Raw genomic sequence first — 23,645 nt, 5'->3', positions numbered from 1 at the left:
GTATAGCGTTATTTTTAAACAAAAAAAAAGTAGCAATATTATTGCTACTTTATACACAATTTATTTAACGCTAATAAAGTTAGGGTCTCGTATTTATTTGTGCTTTGCGATGAAATGGTTTGGCGTACATCGCTAATACAAGTGGCTTAAGCTCTTCAGGCACTTGTGACATTCGTTGTTCAAATGTTGCTGTATCTGGAGAGTTAATTACCGATTCTTTACAGCCACCTGCAATGTAATTGCCTGGGTGTAAGTAAAACGAATCCACTATTTGTTGATCAATTGTAGTGGCTAACTCTTCAGCGCTATCACATTGAGATTCAATAGGTAGTCCAAAAGCAAGGTGAACATGACCTTTTGCCGTACTAAAGCCCTCAACAATACTTAAAATATCTTCACCCGCCGACTTGATATATTCACCATGTTGTTGCTTATGATAAAGCTCTTTAGCTTTTGCTATAGCACAAGGTTCGTATTGATAAGAAATAGACACGGGGACTACTTTCAACTCTTTAATATATTCACCAAATTCTTTTTTTTGTTTTCGGCCATTGAGTTGTAGCATTTTTAATAGTGCCGGATCGGTTTGATCGAACCCGTCTTTTGCTCGACCTTCTTTTTGTGCAATCCAGATAGAGTGGCCACCCATTAAAGAGTCATAAATATACGATGATAATTGAGTAAGCGCTTTTAACATTTCTTTAGGTGCTTTAGCAGAGCGTTTAACAATAAAGCTTTTATTTAAACGCATTAGTTCTGTTATGTAAGGTATTTGCAGTAAGTTGTCACCAATTGCAATACGCACCGTTTTCATTTTATGTTGATATAGCCCCCAGTTTACAAGTGCAGGATCAAGCACTATATCGCGGTGGTTAGAAACAAATAAGTAAGCTTGGTTAGGATCTAGCTTGTCTAAACCTGAAAAGGTAACTTTTGAGGTTGTGCGTTTTATAAGTTTATCTAAATATTTAGCAACTTCATTTTGAACATCTTCAACGTTTGTTACTTTTCCCCACTTTTTGCGTAGTTGGCTTCTTACCAATGGGCGGGCAATAAATGGCACTGCTGATAGAAAGCGCGGTAAGTTATACTTAGCAATGACATCTATAAATGCATCATCACTCATTAAACGCGCTAGCGATGCGTTAACCTCATCGTCGTTGTAAGGTCTTATGTCTGCGTACTTGTCTTCTAATTCACTCATTACTGCATCTATAAAGTTAAAAAACGGCACGTAAAATACGTGCCGTTTGCATTATTGGTTCGAGTATAACTCAGGCAAACTAAAATGCGAACTAAGTCAGACTATTGCAATTTAATACACACTAATAAGCAAGCTTAAAAGTACTTATATAACAATAAATTAAGAAATGCTCTTACCAGTTACCTTTCGCTTTGCCTGTAGTGCTATGACAAGCAAACGCAGAATAAGTGCGATTAAAATTACACCACAAACAAAGCTTAGCCAATGGGGTAATACTTGATGCTCTTCACCTAGTAGGGGGGAAACAACGAAACCAAACTCCATTACTAAATAATCCGTTAAAAAACCAAAAATCAACGCAACCCCAATAACCCCTGTGAGATAGGCGAATACAGCACGCTTACCAAGCTCATTAGCAACCACACCTAACGTAGCAATATTTGTTGCCGGCCCTGCGAGCATAAACACTAACACCGCTCCCGGCGATACTCCACTCAATAACAAGCCTGCAGCAATAGGCGTAGATGCAGTGGCACAAATATACATGGGTATACTGATCAAAATCACCACCAGCATAGCCAGAATCCCACTGCCCCACTGTGTTAAAAATGATTCTGGAACATAAGTTTGTACCAATGCGGCAAAGAATAAACCAATCATTAACCAGACCATGGTATCTGATAGTAGTTTATTGCAGCTAAAACTTATCGCTCGTCGTATCTTCTGCGATTGACTTTGCAATGCCTTGTTTGGTTTATCACAGCAACTGGTTTTGACTTCTGGCTCCGCCGTTTTAGACGCACAGCAACTGATTTTTGTTTGCGCATCTGCCGTTGGCTTTGTCTGCTGCCTATCAGTATCTCGCCCCACTAACACACCTGCAACAATAGCACTGCAAATCGCAGCTATGGGACGAATAATAGCCATAAACGGACCTAATAACGCATACGACACAGACACAGAATCAACCCCCGTTTCAGGCGTCGATACTAAAAACGCTGTAGTCGCACTTTTTGAAGCTCCTGCGCGTCTTAAGCCTATTGCAGCAGGTATAACACCACATGAACACAACGGCATCGGTGCTCCAATTAAAGCCGCTTTCACTGTGGTCAAAAAGCCTTCTTTACCCAAATGTTTATTTAAAAAATTGGCCGGTAAATACACATTTAATAACCCAGCAATCAACAAACCCAGCATTAACCAAGGGGCAGATACTAAAAACAACTGCCAAAAATTATTAAGTAAGTCCATCGATGTCCTCCAAGGTTGTTAATATTGAACAGTTATCAGCGGGCTCTTGTCCGCCACAGCACTTATCAGCAAGTACCGATAGCGATTGATGAAAACGTGTTAGCTCAGCAATGCGCTCTGCAACTAGATCACGCTTTTGTATCGTTAAATCTTTCACTTCATGGCACGAATGCTGGTGCTTTTTAAATTTTATTTGCAGTAACTCTTTGATCTCTAACAAGCTAAAACCAACATTTTTAGCACGTAAAATAAACTTCATTTGCTTCAGTGATGCCTCACCATAATCACGATAACCGGCTTCTGTTCGAGTTAATGGCGTTAACAAATTATGTTTTTCATAGTATCTTAGGGTATCTGTTGAGACACCTAACTGATTTGCAAACTCACCTATTTTCATTTGTTTCTCCAATGAGTGTATTCTCAACTGATGCCAACTATAAACCTTAGAGTACACACCAAGGTCAAGTATTAAAATTATTTTACTTAATTAGGATACATCATGAAAATTACCGTTCTCGATAACGCCACATTAGCAAATACATCTCTTGCCTGCATAGAGCAGTTGGGAAGCCTTACGACCTATGACCTTACCAGTCCAGAGCAAGTTATTGAGCACAGCAAAGAAGCTGACGTTTTAATTACTAATAAAGTGGTGTTAAATCGCGAAACAATTAGCCGGCTAAAAAATCTAAAACTAATATGTGTAAGCGCCACGGGCACTAATAATGTCGATTTAGAAGCCGCTAAAGAGCTTGGCATCGCAGTGACAAATGTTGCTGGTTACTCTACACCTTCAGTTGTTCAACACACCTTTTCTTTAATAACAAACCTACTTGGAAATACTCATCGTTATCAAGCTGATTGCCAACAAGGAGCATGGCAAAAAAGTGAGATGTTTTGTCGTCTTGATTACAGCTTTAATGATTTACAAGGTAAAACACTCACCATTATCGGCGGCGGCACGCTAGGGCAAGCCGTTGCAAAAGTAGCTGACGCATTTGGTGCTAATGTAGTTATGTCTGAGCGCAAAGGCGCAGCATGTCGTGATGGCCGAACGCCTTTTGATGAAGCTATTAAAACAGCCGATATAATTAGTGTTCATTGCCCACTAACAGACGATACCCGAGACCTAATCACGCTCAACGAATTTAATATGATGAAGCCCAACTGCCTTATTATTAACACAGCACGTGGCGGTATAATTAATGAAGCCGATTTAACAACGGCACTTGAGCAAAACATTATTGCTGGCGCAGGGGTCGATGTATTAACGAAAGAGCCCGCAGAACATTCAAATCCGCTAGCCAATTATAAAGGGGACAACCTATTACTCACACCCCATATTGCGTGGGCAAGCACTGAGTCAATCGTACGATTAGTCAAAGAAGTAAGTTTAAATATAAAAGCGTTCAAGCAAGGAGAATCTCGTAGCCGCTTAGTTTAGCACTTGTCTTAGCCAAGTAACCTGAGCTCTGAATAGTAAATAACTTAATCAGCGCTTAGGTTAAATAAACTAAAAAATGGTTTTTTTTGCTAATTTTTCTATTTTTTAAAATTAAAAAACAACTAGAAAAACATAAGTAATTGATTATAAATAAATTTAAACTTGGCGTATACTTTGCCTTACTATCATTAATAATTAAGCAAAAACGATTAAGGTACATATAAAAATGAATAAATCTCTACTAGCAGCTGCACTTATTACTCCTTTTTTAACGGGTTGTGTTATTGCCGTTTCTGATGGCGAAGCAGAAACACACTGGGCAGGTAATGACTCAACGAGCTGGCAAACAAAACATAAAAATAATCGCGAAGCTATTTCAGAGCTAAAAATGGATAGTAGTTATCAGTCGGTATTAACAACGCTTAAAACCCCTAACTTTACCGAGTTATTAAAAAAAGGGGATGATGTTTATCAAGTCTTATTCTATGCGACTCATAGTATTCATTCAGATGGGAAAATGACTAAAGATGAGTGTACGCCACTGATATTTAAAAACGATAAACTAATCGGTATTGGTGATAGCGCATTAAATATGGTTAGCCACTAAAACACAAAAAGCGCCAGTACGTTACTGGCGCTTTTTTAATATTAGTGAGCGACCACTCTATTACGGCCTGCCTCTTTTGCTTCATACAACCCTAAATCAGCCTCTTCTAATAATGAATGCTCTGAGGTTGAGCGGCCACCTTCCATGGTTGCAACACCAATACTGATAGTTATGCAGTGTGCATTTAAAGATGTTTTGTGCTCTATATTTAGTTCGTTTACTGCGTTTCTGAGCTTATTTGCAAACGCAATTGCTTCCTTTTTCGATACATCAGGTAAAATAGCAGCAAACTCTTCTCCACCATAGCGGGCAATAAAATCACTACCACGTTTGCATTGTGATAAAAGAGATTGGGCAACCTTTTTTAAACATTCATCACCGGCTCTGTGGCCGTATGTATCGTTGTATCGCTTAAAATAATCTATATCCATTAACAGTACAGATAGCACCGAGCCGCCTCGTTTACTTCTTCGCCACTCTCGAGACAAATTTTCATCAAGGTAGCGTCGATTGGGTATTTCAGTTAATCCATCAATGGACGCTAACATTTCAAGTAAATCATTTTTTTGTTTTATCAATAATTGATTTCGTACTCGCACTCTTACAATAGAAGCACTGAATGGCTTAGTAATATAGTCCATCGCGCCGAGCTCTAACCCTTTTGATTCATCAGCATGCTCTTGGTTAGCAGAAATAAAAATAACTGGAATAGCCTGAGTAATAGGGTTTTCTTTGAACTTAACAATAAGTTCAAAGCCGTTCATAACGGGCATTACAATATCAAGTAAAATTAAATCTACATGTGTCGTTCTTACAAAAGCAAGCGCCTCCTCTGCACTTTTAGCTAAAAACACCTCATGCTCTTCACCTAACGTTTTCTCAAGCACTAGCCTGTTAAGAGGATCGTCGTCAACTACAAGCACTTTGGCTTTATTTGACATCAACTGCCTCCAGACCTCTAATAAATACAATAACTTGTTTCAACTGCATAATAAGCTCTTTTAATATTTCATCTTCAGGATCATTCGTTGCTTTGAGGTTTTGCTCGCATTGCAGTGCACAAGACGATAACCGTTTAAAGCCCAAATTACCTGATACTCCTTTGATACTATGCACTAAACGTACCAAGTCACCTTTAGCGGTACATTCGTCAATTTGTTGTAATTGAGCTTCGCAAAGGTTGGCAAATTTATCCACCATATTGTTCAGTAAGGCCTCATCAGCACTAAACTGAGCTAAGGCAAACGCTCTATCAAAAAACATTGTTTTAGCTGGAAGTTGTGTATCAGCAATCGCATCAAGCAGTACCTTTGCTACAACAGGCTTAGTTAAATGTTTATTCATACCGCATTTTAGCGAACGCGCTACATCAGCAGGTTCACAATGTGCTGTTAGTGCAAATATAGGTAACTGCTTATCGTCAAACTGTTGACGAATCAATGCCGTAGCTTGGCAACCATCTATATGCGGCATTTGTACATCCATTAATATAAGATCAGGTTTCAAAATCTGCAGTAGCTCCATACCGTCAGAGGCATTAGTTGAAGTTACAACATTTATATTAGCCTTTTTTAGAACACTACTTATAATTTCTAAGTTTAGTTGATTATCGTCAATTGCCAAGACCAATAAACCCGATACTTCTTTGTTTGGTTTAGCCGCATCTATATTTACATCACTGGCTATGTGCTTTAATGCAGGACTACTGCTCAAATCAAACAATCGCTGCCCTAGTGCAGATGCTTTAACATGCTGCGCTAATAAGCCTTCACTCATTGATGAACTAAAGGTCAGTTGATGATTAATAATAATCACCGATACTGCTTGTGAAGTAAGTGAGTCATGTATTGCTTTGACATTTAATAGCTCAGATAAATCCGCCTCATCAACAATGAGCTGTGTACACCCCGAGAGTTTAATTGGGTAATTCAACGCTTCATCCAAGTCAATACTGGTTAATTCTGAATAGGCGTCTACCGCGCGTTTTAAAGCTCGGCTTCGCTGGGATATAATAGCCAAAGCATCAACAGGCAATAGCTGATTTTTTGTATCATCTACCTGCAAACTAATACTGAAGTAAAACTCACAACCAAGGCCTTTTTCACTGTTTAGGGCTATTTCTCCCCCCATAAGAGAAACCGCATGCTTAACAATAGCGAGCCCTAGCCCCACCCCTTGGTGAATTCTGGTTGATGATTCATCGCCTTGTGTAAATGCATCAAATAAACGCAGTTGATCGTCTTTACCTATTCCGCTACCTGTATCTATTACGCTAAAGCAAATTTCTTGCTCTTGGTTGTTGCCATCGATTAGCTCCATTTTTAAAGTTATTGAGCCTTTATGAGTAAATTTAACAGCATTCGTTAATAAATTACCCAATACTTGTTGCAACCTGATGCTGTCACACACTAAATTAGGGGAAATTAAAGGGTCAATGTCAATAATAAACTCTACACCTTTTTGCTCACACAAAGGTCCGGTTAAGCTATCGCATATATCAACGAGTTCAACCACACTAAATGGGCTTAGTTTTAACTCAGCTTGCGCACTTTCTACTCTGGCAAAATCAAGCATACGGTTAAGCATAAGCAATAAGCTTTCTGCTGCTTGCTTGGCTTGATCTGTTTGCTGTAATTGTCTGTTTGTCAGCCCCTGCTCTATTAGCATATCGAGCAAACCTAAAACAGCATTCAATGGGGTACGAATCTCATGACTTAAATTCGCTATAAAGCGACTTTTGGCAAGGGTTGCACGCTCAGCATTATGCTTCGCTTTAGTTAGTGCACTCACGTCTTGTAAGTGGATAACGTAATATGAAGGTTCACGCTTTTCATCCCACACAAGCGATACGCTAAGTTGTAACCAACTCGTCAGCTTTCCTCGTGCTAGTGTTAAATGGTAGACCTCTTTCTTATCATCAAGCAATTGCGCTAACGTTGTTTTAATTTCCAGCCACTGACTGTCGTCAAACAGCGACTTAAGCTGTTCTCCTACCAATACATTGTGTTCAATAAACAGTTTTCGTGCTGCTTTGTTAACTTGCAAAATTGTTTGATCTAGTGATAACAGCACAACACTATTAGCTGCAAACTCAATAGCGCTTCTAAATTTAGACTCAGAAGCTTTAAGCGCGTGTAACGTTTGCTGCTGCTCAGTTATGTCTCTACCAATTCCCATTGTGCCAAGTAAGTGCTGATGTTCATTATAAAAAGGCGCAATCGTTAATTGATAGGACTTATCCTCATTATCAACACGCTGCTGAACATTACTTCTATTTTGTAACACTTGCTTTTCTAAAACACTTATTTGTTCATGCTCTGTGGTTATATCTTGTATACGCCTTCCCACTAACGCACTTTGACCGCGCCCAATATAGGCTTCAAACGCCTTGTTACATCCTAAAAATGATCCATCAATATTTTTAAAATATATAAAATCAGGAACACTATTTAACATTGTATTAAGTAATGCTAAGTGCCGCTCTTTAGCTTGATAACTTCGCGTTAGTTTTTCTGATTGAAGTTTAAGCTTTTCGTCTAACTCTCGGTTTACTTCCTGCAACGACTCCACCAGCTGTTGATTTTTAGCAAATACGTGCTTAATTTTAGTAAACCAGGGTTGCCAATTAATGGGGATTTGATAATTAGATTGCACTGTAGCGTCGGTATCGCTTTGCTCTAGGTAGTGCATTAAATGCGTCATAGGTTTCAAAAATATACGCTGGCTTAACCAAAAAAACACACTAAACATTAAACTTAAAAACAGTGTTAAAAATACAAATTCAAGTAAAACTTCATACCTAATTGTATTTACTAAGTTTGATTTAGGCTCATAAAATGCAGCATGAATAGGCAAGTTAGCTTTGGGCTGCATAAAGAAATTGGTACTGCTGGTTAATACTGTTAACTTTTCACCTGTGGTTGACACTTCAGGCCAATGTTCGTTTAATGTTAATCCCTGAGCTACAGGGCTTTGTGTACTGGCAATAACCTCATCAAAACGATTAATAAATATATATTCACCTTGGCTTGGTGTTATTTTTTTTAACCACGCAGACATAACTTCCACATCATAAATAACAATAATGTAGTCATTTGAGCCTAATTCTCGCTGGCGTCCAATTGAATAATAAGCCTTACCATCTATGTTAACTATAGGGCTAGAAGAGAGTAGATTGTTTTTAAAATCGGGCCTAAAACGCCCTTCAAGAATCTCTGTTAGTAACAGGCTTTTGCTTTTATTTCGTCTTGATACAAATGCAGCACCACTTTCATCAACATATGCCACCGCAGTAAGTGATTGCATAAGTGCTAACGTAGTATTAAATGATGATCCTAGTTTCACAAGCTGTTGCCACTTTAAAAGCGAGTCTGGTGAAAGGTCAACGTCTCCTTTTCCTACAATTTCTGTTCCTTGGACGGTAAAGTGCCGATAATAATACCCATCGTATTGATTAATGCCTTCAAGTAGCTTGCTGCTTGGTTTGCTAAAAGTGGGCTGCGCGTATAAATCCAGCATGCTAGCCATTAAATCGTTAACTGACTGCATACCATGGTTTATCTGAGCCGATACATTTAAAAAATCGGCTTCACGTTTTTCAACGGTGCGCTCAAGCTTAATATTGTAAATATGTAAACACAGTAAAAATGCAACGATTAAAGGCACCAACAGGGCAACAATTAAAGAGCGGTAGTAATGTTTGAGAGGTAAAAAATTCACGTGAAATCTGCTATTTGGCCCGAAAATCAATCATTAGACTATCGAGCCAAATAGTTAAGCGCAAGTTATAAATTCTCTTCTGCAAATGAAGCTAATCGACTACGTACAACACCATTGAGATTTATAGTTGCACAGCCTTCAAAGTTTTTAAAACGCTCCACAATATAGGTTAAACCTGATGTGACTGGGGTTAAGTAATTACTGTCTATTTGTGCCAAATTACCAGTACAAATGAGCTTGGTTCCTTCACCGCACCGAGTAATAATTGTTTTAAGTTGAGACGCTGTTAAATTTTGGCTTTCATCTAAAATCACCCCCGAACTGATACCATACTATCATACCTAAAAGAACCTTGAATAAAAAAGTTTTTACAAATAAGATTTACCCAGAGGTTAATAAGCATGATTGCATCAACTACAACAAAATCTAAAATTATTAATAAACCTGTCAATTTTGGAAAAGGAATGTATTTTCATCAGGATAAAGCAGGAGAACCTATTCAGATTGTAGATGGCATCAGAGCTCATTCATATCGCCATAACAAAAAAGAACTAAGCTTCCCTCTGCTATATCATCCTGATCGTATTACCGAATGCCAAGAAATGAACTTGTTCTTGAGCCACCGTTTTGAAGGCCACTTCAGTCTCAAGAAAAATCAAAGGGGAAGTGAAGCTTTTAGCGACGCTTATTACGCTAGTCAATCAGGCAAGCGGTTAGACGTAAAAACCGTTCGTGGTATAGCTAAGCATTTAAAAGCGTTTCTGGACTGGCTCATTAAAGATGGTGCATCTTATTTTGAGGTTATTGCCGCACCACTTTCTAGGCAGTCAGTAGACGATGATATTTCACGGTTACCTGTTTGGCGCTATCACAAACATTTGTGCGATAGAGTAACAACTAAGGACAAAGCTAAACGCCTAAGTTTCAATACTGCACAAGAGAGAATAAGGGCTGTTAAAACATTTTACATTTGGAGTCATAAGCGCGGTTCTATAGACAGCCTTCCCTTCTCCTTGGAATACAAGCAAGTCCGCATAACGTCTAAAACCAAAAATGGCCAGAGCGCGCTGTTTCAATTACCTACCAGCTCAACACGTTCTGGAGGGTTATGGAAATGGGTCAGTAACTTAAGTATACCTAACACAATAAAACAAAAAGAAGACTCACCTGACAAAGTACTGCAACCATATTCTTCAAAAGAACTCACACAACTATTACAGACTACTACTGCTCAAAAGCGTTCTTACAAGATATATTTACAGTGTGCACTACTGGGTGGACTTCGTTCTTTCGAAATTTCTGCAATTGATCAGAAGGATATTTTTGATCCAGACAAAGAAGAACACAAAAATCACATTCCTAAACTAACCATAGTTCGCAAAGGCCATAAGCCAGTAAGACTTACTATTGCACGATCCTTAATGAAACTTTTATACCTTCACACTTTATCATCTGAAAATATGAGGCAGCGTACTAAACATGAAACGAGTTATCGTATGAACAATGATGAACAACCACTTCCTTTGTTTATGAATAGCTCAGGAGAACGAATTAGTGAAGAAACTCCCGGAAATACCATTTCTATTATTAGAAAAGAACAAAAGAAGCGTGGATTAGAAGTACTAACGCGTACATTTCATGATTTACGTGCTACTTTCGCAACTTACATTGCAAAATATTTAATTGAAAAAAATGAGTCAGAAAGTTCAATTCGGCAAATACTAATGACCTTAATGAGTCATGAGAGTTTCAAAACTACAAAAAGATACATCGATTTTGCCAAAAGTGTCGGTGTAGATGCATATGGTGCAATGTCAGAGTGGGTACAAGATATATATGGGGATGTTGATAAATTATTAATGAGTGAGAGTACAAATGCCAGAGCTTAAATTAGACAAAAAGCGTAGGTCAAACCGTATTCCCGCTCGTTTTGTACCTTACTCTTCAACTATAGCCAAACAGTTAGACGTTTTATTTAATAGAACATACGACAAGGAAAATAATATTAGTAAAGATGATCATGCTGCTATTTCAATGAGTCGTTTGCGCAACTCTTGTATAACTTTACTACACTTATTACCTTTAGCACTAGAGAGAGTAAATACGAATACAGCCTCTGCAATTACATCTGAAGGTTTCGACGCTTTATTAGATTTTGAGATTTGGCAAGAAATAGAATACTTTTGTGTCAACGAGCTTATTAATGTAAAGCTGCCAGCTTATGCTACGAGGGTCGAAGAAGCCTTAGAGAACATCGTTAAGTTTCATCTTAACAATAACAAAATTAGCGCTCCCTTTAGATTAACTAATGAATCAATTTCAATTGATTTAGTAAAGTTACACAAGCTTGAATTTCATCAGCTAAAAGAGATTCGAGTGTTGCTTCAAAGATATTTAGACCACCTTTCATTACTGGAAGCAAGTATTAAAAACTTATCGATTCGAGACAACATCCTTAGAACATCCTCTGCTATTATAGGTCTTTGCCAACACGATAGTTTTAGTAAGACCAAACAAGCCAAACTGCCATTAGTAGCAATGTTGCGAGATAAGGCATTTATTTCACCACTTATAAGCAATAGCCACCTTGGCCCTTTTCTAAAATACTTACATCCAGATGTATGGGGTGCTGCAAAAATCAATTATCTTAAAACAGAAGCAGAAATTTCTAGTTACGCTCGAAGTATATCGCCAATATTTGGCGAGGAAATAGATGCTTTTTTAAAAAATCAGTTGGCAAACGCCCCTGCCCCTAAGAAGGCTCAAGTTAAAAGTACGTCTTTATCGTTTCTGAAGTGGCTACATAACGGTGGTGATATTACTCGCCCAACAGTTGTTTTACTCAGCAAATACGGTATATCTGGTCTTGCTGCTAATGACAAAAAAATATTTAAATTTCTTTATAAACTTTATCAAGACGCAAGTATTAAACATAAGTACCAATATTTATTGATGCTAAACGCCGCGTTAAGTCTTTACCATTTCATTACTGGCAAGAAAATCATCTTATATAGTTTACTACCATACTCATTAGTCTACTACTTAAAGGAAAGTGATACTACACAGTATCAAAGGTTAGAATGGATCTACAATAATACCAATAAGTATTATCAAAACTTAGCCGAGTATCATGACGTCTTTACGAAGCGAATTGATGGTGAGAGCATAGGTATTATTACGCTTAAAGGCTATATTGTTGATATGGCTAACGCTTTAAAAAATAATGTATCATCACTAACAGACAAACAAATGGAGCTCATTGCACAGAATGGAGTTCACGCATTTGTAGAAAATAACTTTGAAATTTTAAAAGCTATAAGAGAAGCCATTCAATTAAAGTCAAAGCGTAATGATTTATCAATAGTTACAGCAAAGCAATACCAGAGTGCAATTGATAAGTTACTAACGTTCTATGGTTTAGATACAATAATTAGCTTTCCCGTTAGCACTGAGTTAAGAGAGCAACACCAAGCTCAGCTTTCTCAAAATCAAAATAGGCTATACTCGTATCAGGACGTAGTTAAATTAGCGTACTTTATTGAAATAGGACTTTCTTCTGAAAAATTTCTTACAGTTAAAGAAAAAATTGCTCTTTATGCTGCAAAAGTCATGTTAAAGACTGGTTGGAATCTCACTCCTACGTTAGAGCTCAATACCACTGACCTACTTTTCTTAAATACCCCATTACATTCAAATAAAACACCTGCTATTCGCCTATTTAAACGCAGGGCTGATTATCAAACGCAATGGCATAAATTTGAGTTAAATGCTGAGAATATTGAAAAAGAAGGTATCTTAGCCGACGAAATAGTTGCATCAGTTGTTTTTGATATAAAGTCAGCTATTGAACTAACAGCTTCTTATCAACCTTCCGCCAGCAATTTATCAAAAAGAATTTTTGTTTACCCAGAAACAAACAATCTAGGCAACAAAGAGGTCCTAGTATTATCAGCAGGTCGTTTTAAGCTAACTATAGATAAAATTTTAGCTGATCTTGGTTGTGAAGTTATGTTTAGTGTAAACAAGATTAGAAAAACAGGCCTTAACTACATTTATAGAAAAGTAGCCAAAGAATTCAAGTGGTATCAAAAAGCTAGCCAACACTCATATGCAACTTTCTTACGTCATTATCTGATGCAAGATGACAAAGATGTTGCAAAAACAATAAACAGAGCAACAAAAACGATGGCTGATTATTTTGTTCGCGATGTTACGGATAACGTAATTATTTTGATGACGCCACCGGATAACGGTAAAAAAGTTCCAAATGGTGTATGTACTGATTCAAAAGAAAAATCAGTAGTAAGAGCTTTTGAGTCAAAAAACAGAAAGTTATTAAGCCAGCGAGATGCTAATGAACAAGCATGTGCAGATTTTAATGCATGCTTATGGTGCGCGTTTTATCGTTGTATTGCCGATAAAGAGCATGTCTGGAAACTGCTATCATATCGAGACTTTGTTGTTGCCGATATGGAAAGTTCCGCTGCAACATTTGATGGTATTACAGAGCAACTAGAAAACATAAAGCAACTTAAACATCGAATTAACAGTATATTAGATGATATTGCTAAACTCGACTTTCAAGCAGTAATTGATGGAGAAGAATTATTAAAAGCTGAAGGTATTCACCCACACTGGAAAGATACAGGTTTGCTATGATCAAAGAAATCACCAAAACAACATTACTAGATAAAGCGATAGTAAAGTCACATCAAGGGCTAATCACAATAAAGCCTTTAAATCAGGTATTAGAAGATTTTAAAGTTGATGATTCAAACTGTTTTAACAAAATTAAGTTGTGGGAAAATCAAGCATTATACATTGAACAAAATAGAAGCGTTCAATTTGGTGATAATACCTGGTATAGCTATGAAGAAGTGCAAAGAAATGTAACTTTTAGCGGTGAAGATGAGCTAGCATATCAACTTCGTATCTATGCATTACTTAAATTAACACATGGTGACGTTGTTGGTGGTAAGCCTTTCAAAATATCTACGCTCCAGAATGATATAACTTATTTAAACTTGATCGCGGGCTTTATAAGGAAGAGAGGTTACTCCTCTTTCCATGAGTTGGAATTTAAACCTGATTTAGTTATTAGAAACTTAATTAAAGATTACCTTTACGAAATCGCCAAGATTACTATTTACAAGCAAACTCACTCATTTACTAAATTATTTAATGTGCAACGAAGCTACAAATTATTTGGCCCCAAAGTATGCAGTGTTTTTCTTGACCTTATTGAAGACTTAAATAAACTTTATCATCCGAGCTCTATAACTTACTCGCACCCAGTCATCCCGACTAAGGTAATGAAAAGGGTTTTAAAATTTACTTCTAAAGTAGTTGAAAAGTCTCAAAGAAAAATTGATCGATGGCTCGAATTAAACTCAGATTTAATTGACAGTTTAATGAATGCTACCCTTGAACCCCCTCCAGAAAATGACACATTCGAGTTAATTGAAAAACACGTCAGAAACATGACAAACAGAGAGGAATTCATTCAACTATCTGAGAGCTTAGCTGATTTAAAGTTGGCTACATATTTAAACATCTTAGCCTATACAGGAATGCGATATAACGAAGTACTGACATGTAAGCTTGGGTGTGCCAGCTACAAGGATGGTATTTATTACTTAACGGCAACAATGACCAAAACAGATAACAGTAAAGTTGAAATGGAATGGTTCTCAAACGCTGAAGTATACGAATCTATTAAATTACTTGAGAAATATGTGATTGGTATGCAAGAGAGGGCACAAGCTGTTCTGTCATCTTACAGAGCCAACATTGGAAACCGACAAGCACACAACTTGGAAGAAGGATTGAAAAATAACCGTCTCTTCGGTGTTTCACCCAGCAGCTGTAGTGTTAGTTTTAGTAATTCAGGAAGATTCACAAAATTCGAGGTTAAAAATAAAGAGAACGCTGAACTTTTTGATTTAACTCTAGATAGTGAAGACATCGCAGAGCTTGAACGCCTTGAGTCTAACTACAAAGGAGTTCGAGGTAAAAACAGAGGCATCCCTTACGAACCTGGGGATCAGCTGAGGCTGACTGCTCATATGTTTAGGCATACATTAGCCTACTTTGTTATAGCCAATAAGTTAGGTGAGCTTGATGATATTAGATATCAATTTAAACATTTATCTAGTCTGATGACATTTGTTTATACTCGAAGAGCATTTTTAGCCTCGATGAGTTTAATTAAAACTACAGAAGAGTTTAGTGAAATTTTAATTGAACGTATTGCTGAAGAATTAATTGACCAGGCCGAGTCGCAATCATTAAAAGGTGGCGCTGGTGAACAAATTAATAAAACTTCAAAAGATCTAATAATAGGTATTACTGATAGTCAAAGTAGACATTCCAATTTAATCAAACAAATCCACTTCAGTTCAATCGAAGAGCTAAAAAAATTCTTTGTGAAAAATATTCAAAGCATTCGCGGCTTGCCTACTGGGTATTGTACGGCAGGAGAAGCATGTAAAATAAAAGGCGCTGGCATACCTAGTGGCTGCGTTTATTGCGGCAGTAAAATTATTAGTAAACGCCACAAAATTAACTGGCAAATAATTAAAAAAGAGGCATCGCAAAAATTAGCAACATATTCAAGTCTACCTAAAGAACAACAAGATGAATATGAGCTATTTGCCATTAACTGGAAAAACAATATAACAGCCGCTGACTATGTTTTAGATGAAGCGAAGTCAGATAAAAATGAAGGAACACAGGCATGAGCAATGCATACGACGATATTAAGTGTGCTTTTTATGAAATGAAATCTGACGGCAGTAAAATAACCAAAAATGCAGTAGCAACTAGGGCCAAAAGAAATATCGCAAATCTATCAAAAGCAGAAGAAAAATGGGTTAATTTACGAGAAGCTATTGAAATAGCTCAACTACATTGGGAAGAAAAAAACAAAGATGAATTAATAAAACAACTCAGAACTCAGATTGCTGAACTAAAAAAAAAGCTAACTAAAGAAAAGAAAAAAAATAACACAAACCCTAAAGTAAGCGACGATAAACTTGAAGAGTTATTGGTATTATTACATGAAATGTACGCAGAAATAGATAAACTAAGGCTCGTTAATGCTGACTTACAAAATCAAATTAAGCACTCTGGGCAACATAAGGAAATTAGAGTAAATAAATCTACTGGAGAAATTATAGAGTTAGTATCTAATAAAACCATTAAAGAATAAGTATATTTAGGGAGTAGCTCAAATCTAAACTAACAGCCATATCCTTAAAAATAAGTAACGTCAGATCTAGTCTGAGCTAGTACACCGGTAGTGATTAGTAATAGCTTTAACACTTATTAGTTAAATTACTAAGAAGTGTTTTACTCATTCAAATACATCTCCGCCATATCATCCAATTTGGCTTTTACTTCTTTCCAGTTCGGCATTACTTGAGTTAATAAACGCCAGAAGCGTTCGCTATGGTTGTGTTCTGCAATGTGGCAAAGCTCATGAAGGATCACATAGTCAATGCATTCCTTTGGGGCTTTAATAAGGTGAGGATTGAGCATCAAGTTACCTTTAGTTGAGCAGCTACCCCATTGCTTTTTCATTGCCATTACGCGAAATGAAGGAATACCTATTACCCAAGTCGCTTTCGGAAGCAATTCGGCTAGTCGTTCATGAAAAATGGCTTTAGCTTTGTGTTGATACCACTTGTCGATTAGCGGTTTAATTTTCACCAACCGATCATCAATATCTTTACTGACTTCATGCTTGATTGTTACGTTCAATTTGCCACGGCTTAGCTTTACGTTAGGCACTTGCTCAGCATCAACAATGACCTTGAGTACATAACGCTTTCCCAAATAAAATTGCGTTTCGCCACTCACATAACGCTTATGTAATACCGTATCTTTTTGCTTTGCAAAGTCATTAATACTCTGCCATATCCACCTTGCACGCTTATGCATGGCATCGCTAATAGCATCTTCGCCAGCATCATGAGGCACGCTTGCAACAACACGTTGATCAGGGTGAACCTTTATAACGACTTTACGTGCTATTTTTTTAGCGGTATCACTAGGCTTTGGTTTACGAATAACGTCATAGCGAATGGTGTCGTTACCATAAGTAAAAACACCGTGTTCGTTGGTTGTTGCGCTGCTTTTTTCAGAATAAATAGCAGCGGCTACCGTTTTTTGCGTCACTTACATTAGCCTCTAGCTATACCTAATCGGGTTATCTTTAACACTTCTTCAATCAACTTTTGTGCGTTATCAAGGCCAAGCTCAGTAAACAGTATGGGTAATAACTTCATGTGAATGGCGTTTTCAATTTCCGCAGGGTTAATGGAATACTCAGCAACCGCGTCATTTACGACGGCATCAATATCAAAAGCAAGCGCTACCAATTTCTCATTATCCAGTGCCTTTTCAGTTAAAAGCTCACTATCAAATAAATGTTTGAACAGGCCAAAATAGGCTTGGGCATGTTTGTTTAACTTGCCTGCGTCATCCATAAAGTCATTGGGAACATCAGCGATTTTGCGGTCTTTTACTTCTTGCTCAAAGTCAGCGAATAGGATGTACTGCTTAACTGGGGCATCAAACATGGCTTTGGCATCTTCAATCGCCTTTTTAAGCATCTTAGAGAAATATTCTTGAGCATAAGGATCATCTGCTAAGTCTTGCTCAATCATCTTGGTAATACGGCCAGTGATTTTATCTGTTTGGTTACGAGCCTCGTCATCATTCATATCCTGTGGCTTAACGTTTTTGCCCAAGTTACCAACTAAATACGCACCATCAGGTTCTTTTACTTCAATACCCGCTATGTGTTTATCAAGCAAGCTACGGATATCTTCAGCGTATTCATCATAGTTAATAGTTTCATCGGCATCTTCACGCACTTGTTTACGTAAATCTACAAAGGCTTTTAAGTCACGTTTGTACAAGTCACGTTTGTTGTCGAACGACTTATCTTCAAAGTAGGTGGCTGACTGTAGCGCTACTTTCATACAGTTTGAAAATGCCGTGAGTATTGAGTAAAAGTCATCACGCTTTTTAAGATTAGTGTCGGTAAGCTTACCACCAACCTCATGTACTTTTGGCGCTAATGCTTGGCGTAAAGCAGGGCCATCTTGCTTGTTTTTAACCCCTTCAAATATCGCCCATAAATCACTGTGTAATCCTGGTAGTTTTTTATACTCGGTGTCCATGCTGTTGTACAACCCTTTTAGGTCGTCTATATCAAAGCCGCCTTGAGTGCGCTCAGCAAGGTCTTGGTACTTTTCTATGGTGGTATCAAGCTCTTTTAATATGCCTCGGTAGTCAATCAAGTAGCCAAACTGCTTTTTGCTATGCAAACGGTTTACGCGAGCAATGGCTTGAATCAGGTTGTGCTCTTTAAGGGGTTTATCAATATACAGTACGGTGTTCTTTGGCTCGTCAAAGCCCGTTAGCAGTTTATCAACCACTATCATGATGTCAGGGCCGTCATCTCTAGCAAAGTCTTCAATAATGGCTTTGGTGTAGGCTTTTTCATCCAGCTTATCAACATTGGTCTTCCACCAGTTTTGCACAATGTCTTTGCTTTCTTGATCAACAACATCATGCCCCTCACGTGTGTCAGGAGCCGACATTGCCACAACTGATGTAACGCTGCCAATTTTATCTAATGCCTCTTTGTAGCGTATTGCAGAGGCTTTAGAGTCACAGGCTAGTTGGCCCTTTAAACCTTGATGCTTAAAGTTTTGAAAATGGTCGGCAATATCGTAGGCAATTAACATAATGCGATCGGCAGTTTGATAAATCTGACCTTTTTGCGAAAACTTTCTTTTTAAATCAGTTTTTTGTTTGTCGCTCAGCTTACTGGTACTGCGATCAAACCATGCATCAATCGCTTTGTCGTTAACGTTTAGCTCAGGAATACGTTCTTCATACAGCAATGGGGTCACGGTTTTATCTTCAACCGCTTGCTGCATCGTGTAAGAGTGAATGATTTTACCGAACTTGTTTTCGGTCTTATCGTCTTTTAATAGCGGCGTACCTGTAAAGGCGATAAAAGCAGCTTTAGGCAGGGTTTGCTGCATACGGATATTATTTTCACCGTTTTGGCTGCGGTGGCCTTCATCCACTAACACAATAATATTAGGGCTATCGTTGTAACAGTCTTTGTGTTTTATGGCAGAGCCGAACTTATTAATGATCGAGAAAATAACGCGTTCGTTACCTTGACCAATTTGCTCAGCCAAACGCTTACCTGTGGTCGCCATTGCATCTTTTTTATCACGGTCGGTGAGAACACCACCCGAAGCAAAAGTACGGCTTAGCTGGTCTTCTAAATCAACGCGGTCAGTCACAATGATTACGCGGCACTGCGCTAGCTCTTCAAGCCAAATAAGCGCTTTTGATAAAAACACCATAGTAAACGACTTACCACTACCTGTGGTATGCCAAATAACACCGCCTTCACGTGCGCCAGTGTCATCAAACGTATTAATACGCTCTATCAGCGCCTTAATACCAAATACTTGCTGATAACGCGCAACAATCTTGCCTGCTTTTTTATCAAACAAAGTAAACAGGCGGGTCATATCCAGTAGGCGTTCAGGGCGTAATAAACTTACAATCAGCCTGTCTTGGTCGGTTACCGTCAGTTCACCTGCGGCAATAAGTGACTGGTAATCTGTTTTATCTTTTGCAGGGCGATGATTAAAGAGCGCATTTAATTGCTCATCACGCAGCGTATGGTTTTTAAGCCTAACAAATTCAGCTTCCGGTATTTGCTCTTCTTTCCACTTAGCCCAAAACTTCTCAGGGGTGCCGCACGTTGCATACAAGCCCTCATGTCCATTTATGGCTAACAGTAACTGGCTATAGGCATATAAATGCGGTATTTCATCCTGCTTTTGGTTACGAATATGCTGGGAGATTGCTTCAAAGTTGGTCGATTTACCCTCTTTGTTTGAATCGGGGCGTTTTGCCTCAATCACCACTAATGGCAAACCATTTACAAAACACACAATATCAGGTCTGCGGTTGCCCGTACCCTCTGCATTTTGTACTACTAATTCTTCGGTACAATGAAACGCATTGTTATCAATATTATGCCAATCAATCAGCTTAATAGTGGGCGAGGCTTTTTTACCATCAATAAATTCAGTCACACTCACGCCATACATTAGCGCATCATAAATTTTTTCGTTAGCGGCTTTTAGCCCAAGGTTCATGGCAGGGTTCAGCTCATGCATTACCTTATCAATGGCCGCTTCTGAGAGCGTATGTTGCTTACCTGCAAACGAAAATGTCTGCTTGGCTAAAAAGGCACGCATTACAGGTAACAACACCACCTGATGGGTACTTTTTTTGTTACCTGTTAACGTGTTACCGCGAAAGGCTTCACACTCACTTGGTGGAATAAACGTATAGCCTAAGTTAGTTAGCAGCGTAAGCGCGGGAATTTTTGCGCTAAATTCTTCTTTAAAACTCATTGTAGTTTGTACCATCTAGCTCTCCCTGCTATCGATTATTTAGTTCGTCATGATCAAAGCCCGGAGGTAGAGGCTTAAATCCACCCTTATCAGCTTCAGTCGAACTCAGCTGGTAATGGAACTGTCTTAGTTTCTTAATATTAAGCTTCGTAGATAAAACTGAACTATTTTCACCACCTTTTACATACAGCAGAGTTTTATTTTCAGTTCGGCTTGGTTGAAGTACACATGAACCACCATATTGAGATGTATTTGATTGAACTGTATAGCAGTGTAAATCTCGTACAGTTGACTCTAATATATGTTGATAGTAATTAGTATCTCGATTCCAAACACACGCTACGAGTAAATCTAACTGTGATTTAAATAGCACTCTATGGCTAATATTTGAAAGCTCAAAACAATTGTATGTAGATAGGCTCGTTCCATTCCAACTAACTCTATGATAAGAGAGTTCCTGTACTTGGGGCTGATGAAGCCGCAATGATTGCAGCAGTTTTTGCTCAGCAGGGGCATAGTGATTTTTTAATCTAGGTAGAATCACACAAGAGTTATATTTACCATTAGATTGAAATGGTAAGACTTCAACAATAAGATTGTGAGCAATTCCACCTACAACCCAATGTTCTAAACCAAAAATTAAACCTATTCGATTTATTCTTGCAAAATGAACCATATTCGGCAACCATTCCACAGGAATCGACACTTCAGGAAAAACTAAAACATCTACATCATCTCTTACTGCTGAGTTTAGCATTGAATTTAATGAGCACTGACGCTTATTACTTAAATTTGTAGGTACATCAGCTCTTAACGCTGAAGCAATATCAATATCTGGCACAACAAAATTAGCTAGCCCTAATTTAAGCTCTGATCTGTTAAAGTTTTGACCAACAACTATATGGTGAGTTCGAACCTTATCTCTTTGTATAGGCTCTTCACACACTTTAAAATTACTAATTGAATTACCCGTTTCTCGAAAGTAATTCGCTTCTGATTCTTTAATCCAACTCGGTAGGTCTGAGTTTTCATTCAGCGACCTGAACAAATCAAAAGTCTGCCATTCATCAAAATGAATATATCGGGGGGTATAATTAACTTTAGTTTTATTTAGTTTAAGGTCTCCCACGCCTAATAGGGTTCTTTGACAGGTTAAATCTCCTTCAACATCAGTATAGTTAGCCAGCGACCATGCTGATAAGTGATGCTTGAATAAGTTAGCTGAACGAATATTTTGAGTTAGTAGCCTCAGTCTATTTTCGTCAATAATTCTATCTAAATCTGCTTTCGGCTTTACAAAATTTGAACTAGGCCAAGGCGTCATCACAAAACTACTGAAATCTTGATGGAGCAATTTTATATCTAAAGCAGCTATAACCATACTAAATGAAATATTATTGTATTGATTAATATGATCTCTTAGGGTTTCAATAAAAATTTGTTGCTTTTTACGGTATTGAATACTTGCACTATTTATAAGACTAATTTCAATTTGAAGATTCTGATAGAACTTTGCTGCGATATTGTATTCCCTAAGGACTATAGCGAACTGGTAAACCTTTTCCCAAAGTCTAAAAAAACGCAATATATTTTGTCCTTTGAAAAGCTTTGTTATATCAATTAATAAATCTCTATGATGACTTTGGCGTGATCCTTGAGCTAGAGCTATTTGCTTAGACAAAAACTGAGATAAACCACCTTCACTTTCGGAAGCTTTTAAAACATTTTTTAAGTTCCTTTCGTGTCCATCGTAAAGAAATTCGTTGGCGTAGCTACTTAAGTCTGTTTTACTCGATCCATCAGGTAGCAATCTATATTCACTACTTTGCTTTTGTAGTGCTTCAATAATAACATCTAGCCCTGCTGTGCTATGGTTAGAGTGATATTGATGAAGCTGAATCTTTTCTTTCTGGACTTCCAAGTTACCGAACTCTGAAGTTACTCCAAATTTATCATCTTCAATACTAATTACAGATGATAAATAATCTTCAATGAAACTTTTGACGACGTTGCTTTTTTGAAGTCTAGTCCGTTTAAAAACAAAAAGAATATCGTCAACATAACGACCGTAGTATGCTGGTCTAACAATATCAGATACCTTTCTATCAAAGTCACTTAAACACCAATTCGCCAATATCGCAGAAGATGTTAATCCTATAGGTAAACCTAAATTATTCTCACATTCTTTATGGGTATACTTTAATTGCGGCTTTATTTTATCACTGTATTTTCTGTAAATTTTTTCTAAAAGGTTAGTAAGAAATAATGCTAATTCTAGCGCTTCATCATCGACTATTAACGATTCAATTTCGGCCGTGATTTTTTGAAATTTCAAATCGATATTATAAAAATATTGTTTAATATCTATAGCTAATATAGCAACATCATCACCTTTTTCGGTTACTTGCTTAGCTGTCGAAATCGCTCCATTTCGCCAATGATTGTATTGATTAATATAACTGGTAAATACATCCTTAGAGTCACTACTATTTGAAGGTTCAATTAAACTAAAGCACTTAGCTTTAAGTCTATTTCCATAACAATCCTTTGAAAGAGTATTATCAAATAGAGGGCCAACATGAAGCGTCCACAATATATCTATTAACCAAAGCTCAGCGGGTCCATCAAAAAAATAATTAACTTTACTGACTTTATATGACTCTGCACTTTTGTAATTTGTCACATAGTTAGATTCATTACTTGCACTATCATTTTCAAACCCTTTAGCAATCAACTTAAAGTCAACTTTATTTATTAACTCAGCGAGGGGGGCATTATCTGTCAATTCACCGCTAAAAATTGTTTCAGACAGTTGTTGAAACAAATTGTTGTCCTTTACTGCCCTAGATTCGAAGTCGGCAACTCTTGCCTTTAAAAATAAATTAATATTTTCAAAGTAAGCATAGCTTTTTAAATACTTATAACCTAACTCAACTTTTATAGGAGTTAACATTCGAT

At 37.5% G+C, this 23,645-nt stretch carries 14 protein-coding genes and 1 pseudogene; 6 read left to right on the top strand and 9 right to left on the bottom strand.

Annotated elements, in window-relative coordinates:
• Positions 1-79 precede the first annotated feature (79 nt).
• From AC27I2_RS06725 to zntR, 3 genes are all read right to left on the bottom strand, one after another.
• Positions 80-1,204, bottom strand: a complete 1,125-nt coding sequence (locus AC27I2_RS06725; protein WP_058405892.1) for a 1-acyl-sn-glycerol-3-phosphate acyltransferase — start codon at positions 1,202-1,204, stop codon at positions 80-82.
• A gap of 159 nt (positions 1,205-1,363) precedes the next feature.
• Entirely contained in the window at positions 1,364-2,455 is a 1,092-nt protein-coding gene (locus AC27I2_RS06720) for an SO_0444 family Cu/Zn efflux transporter (protein WP_487203819.1), read from the bottom strand.
• Entirely contained in the window at positions 2,442-2,852 is a 411-nt protein-coding gene (gene zntR / locus AC27I2_RS06715) for a Zn(2+)-responsive transcriptional regulator (protein ID WP_058405814.1), read from the bottom strand. The genes AC27I2_RS06720 and zntR overlap by 14 nt, the downstream gene beginning before the upstream one ends.
• 102 nt (positions 2,853-2,954) lie before the next feature.
• Here zntR and AC27I2_RS06710 point away from each other — a divergent pair, with 102 nt between their 5' ends.
• Entirely contained in the window at positions 2,955-3,899 is a 945-nt protein-coding gene (locus tag AC27I2_RS06710) for a D-2-hydroxyacid dehydrogenase (protein ID WP_138529126.1), read from the top strand.
• A gap of 226 nt (positions 3,900-4,125) precedes the next feature.
• Complete coding sequence (locus tag AC27I2_RS06705) at positions 4,126-4,506, top strand: DUF3192 domain-containing protein (RefSeq protein ID WP_058405812.1); 381 nt, start codon at positions 4,126-4,128, stop codon at positions 4,504-4,506.
• A gap of 41 nt (positions 4,507-4,547) precedes the next feature.
• Here the strand turns inward: AC27I2_RS06705 and AC27I2_RS06700 are convergent, their stop codons facing one another.
• From AC27I2_RS06700 to AC27I2_RS06690, 3 genes and pseudogenes are all read right to left on the bottom strand, one after another.
• Positions 4,548-5,447 (bottom strand): diguanylate cyclase, encoded by a 900-nt coding sequence (locus tag AC27I2_RS06700; RefSeq protein WP_487203818.1) that lies wholly within the window; start codon positions 5,445-5,447, stop codon positions 4,548-4,550.
• Positions 5,437-9,225, bottom strand: coding sequence for a hybrid sensor histidine kinase/response regulator (locus AC27I2_RS06695; protein ID WP_487203817.1), 3,789 nt, complete (start codon positions 9,223-9,225; stop codon positions 5,437-5,439). The genes AC27I2_RS06700 and AC27I2_RS06695 overlap by 11 nt, the downstream gene beginning before the upstream one ends.
• A 65-nt stretch (positions 9,226-9,290) precedes the next feature.
• Positions 9,291-9,539, bottom strand: a pseudogene (locus tag AC27I2_RS06690) (PhoH family protein); the annotation flags it as partial.
• A gap of 87 nt (positions 9,540-9,626) precedes the next feature.
• On the opposite strand from AC27I2_RS06690, the gene AC27I2_RS06685 reads away from it, so the two are divergent.
• The 4 genes from AC27I2_RS06685 to AC27I2_RS06670 are packed head-to-tail and all read left to right on the top strand — an operon-like array spanning position 9,627 to position 16,435.
• The gene (locus AC27I2_RS06685) at positions 9,627-11,114 is read left to right on the top strand and encodes a tyrosine-type recombinase/integrase (protein ID WP_487203816.1); all 1,488 of its coding nucleotides are present in this window, start codon (positions 9,627-9,629) and stop codon (positions 11,112-11,114) included.
• A complete protein-coding gene (locus tag AC27I2_RS06680; protein ID WP_487203815.1) occupies positions 11,101-13,884 on the top strand; it encodes a hypothetical protein in 2,784 nt (927 codons plus the stop codon). Before AC27I2_RS06685 ends, AC27I2_RS06680 begins: the two co-directional genes overlap by 14 nt.
• Positions 13,881-15,965: a hypothetical protein gene (locus tag AC27I2_RS06675; RefSeq protein ID WP_487203814.1), complete on the top strand. Its 2,085-nt coding sequence runs from the start codon at positions 13,881-13,883 to the stop codon at positions 15,963-15,965. The genes AC27I2_RS06680 and AC27I2_RS06675 overlap by 4 nt, the downstream gene beginning before the upstream one ends.
• On the top strand, positions 15,962-16,435 hold the full coding sequence (locus tag AC27I2_RS06670) for a hypothetical protein (RefSeq protein WP_487203813.1): 474 nt from the start codon (positions 15,962-15,964) through the stop codon (positions 16,433-16,435). The genes AC27I2_RS06675 and AC27I2_RS06670 overlap by 4 nt, the downstream gene beginning before the upstream one ends.
• A gap of 140 nt (positions 16,436-16,575) precedes the next feature.
• On the opposite strand, the gene AC27I2_RS06665 is transcribed toward AC27I2_RS06670, so the two are convergent.
• Genes AC27I2_RS06665 through AC27I2_RS06655 form a run of 3 tightly spaced genes read right to left on the bottom strand, consistent with a single transcriptional unit; the run spans position 16,576 to position 23,640 of the window.
• Positions 16,576-17,403, bottom strand: a complete 828-nt coding sequence (locus AC27I2_RS06665) for a M48 family metallopeptidase (RefSeq protein ID WP_487203812.1) — start codon at positions 17,401-17,403, stop codon at positions 16,576-16,578.
• 5 nt (positions 17,404-17,408) lie between these two features.
• Entirely contained in the window at positions 17,409-20,702 is a 3,294-nt protein-coding gene (locus tag AC27I2_RS06660) for a type I restriction endonuclease subunit R (RefSeq protein WP_487203811.1), read from the bottom strand.
• Between the two features lie 13 nt (positions 20,703-20,715).
• Entirely contained in the window at positions 20,716-23,640 is a 2,925-nt protein-coding gene (locus AC27I2_RS06655; RefSeq protein ID WP_487203810.1) for an RNA-directed DNA polymerase, read from the bottom strand.
• Positions 23,641-23,645 lie beyond the last annotated feature (5 nt).

It is taken from the genome of Pseudoalteromonas sp. NH0006-46, assembly GCF_057547735.1.
Note: the sequence above shows the minus strand (reverse complement) of the source record. Positions and strands in the feature narration are given on the sequence as shown.

What these genes read in the sequence shown, in the direction of transcription:
- AC27I2_RS06725 (WP_058405892.1), bottom strand. Translation starts at nt 1,204, where the DNA reads ATGAGTGAATTAGAAGACAAGTACGCAGACATAAGACCTTACAACGAC.
- AC27I2_RS06720 (WP_487203819.1), bottom strand. Translation starts at nt 2,455, where the DNA reads ATGGACTTACTTAATAATTTTTGGCAGTTGTTTTTAGTATCTGCCCCT.
- zntR (WP_058405814.1), bottom strand. Translation starts at nt 2,852, where the DNA reads ATGAAAATAGGTGAGTTTGCAAATCAGTTAGGTGTCTCAACAGATACC.
- AC27I2_RS06710 (WP_138529126.1), top strand. Translation starts at nt 2,955, where the DNA reads ATGAAAATTACCGTTCTCGATAACGCCACATTAGCAAATACATCTCTT.
- AC27I2_RS06705 (WP_058405812.1), top strand. Translation starts at nt 4,126, where the DNA reads ATGAATAAATCTCTACTAGCAGCTGCACTTATTACTCCTTTTTTAACG.
- AC27I2_RS06700 (WP_487203818.1), bottom strand. Translation starts at nt 5,447, where the DNA reads ATGTCAAATAAAGCCAAAGTGCTTGTAGTTGACGACGATCCTCTTAAC.
- AC27I2_RS06685 (WP_487203816.1), top strand. Translation starts at nt 9,627, where the DNA reads ATGATTGCATCAACTACAACAAAATCTAAAATTATTAATAAACCTGTC.
- AC27I2_RS06680 (WP_487203815.1), top strand. Translation starts at nt 11,101, where the DNA reads ATGCCAGAGCTTAAATTAGACAAAAAGCGTAGGTCAAACCGTATTCCC.
- AC27I2_RS06675 (WP_487203814.1), top strand. Translation starts at nt 13,881, where the DNA reads ATGATCAAAGAAATCACCAAAACAACATTACTAGATAAAGCGATAGTA.
- AC27I2_RS06670 (WP_487203813.1), top strand. Translation starts at nt 15,962, where the DNA reads ATGAGCAATGCATACGACGATATTAAGTGTGCTTTTTATGAAATGAAA.
- AC27I2_RS06660 (WP_487203811.1), bottom strand. Translation starts at nt 20,702, where the DNA reads ATGGTACAAACTACAATGAGTTTTAAAGAAGAATTTAGCGCAAAAATT.
- AC27I2_RS06655 (WP_487203810.1), bottom strand. Translation starts at nt 23,640, where the DNA reads ATGTTAACTCCTATAAAAGTTGAGTTAGGTTATAAGTATTTAAAAAGC.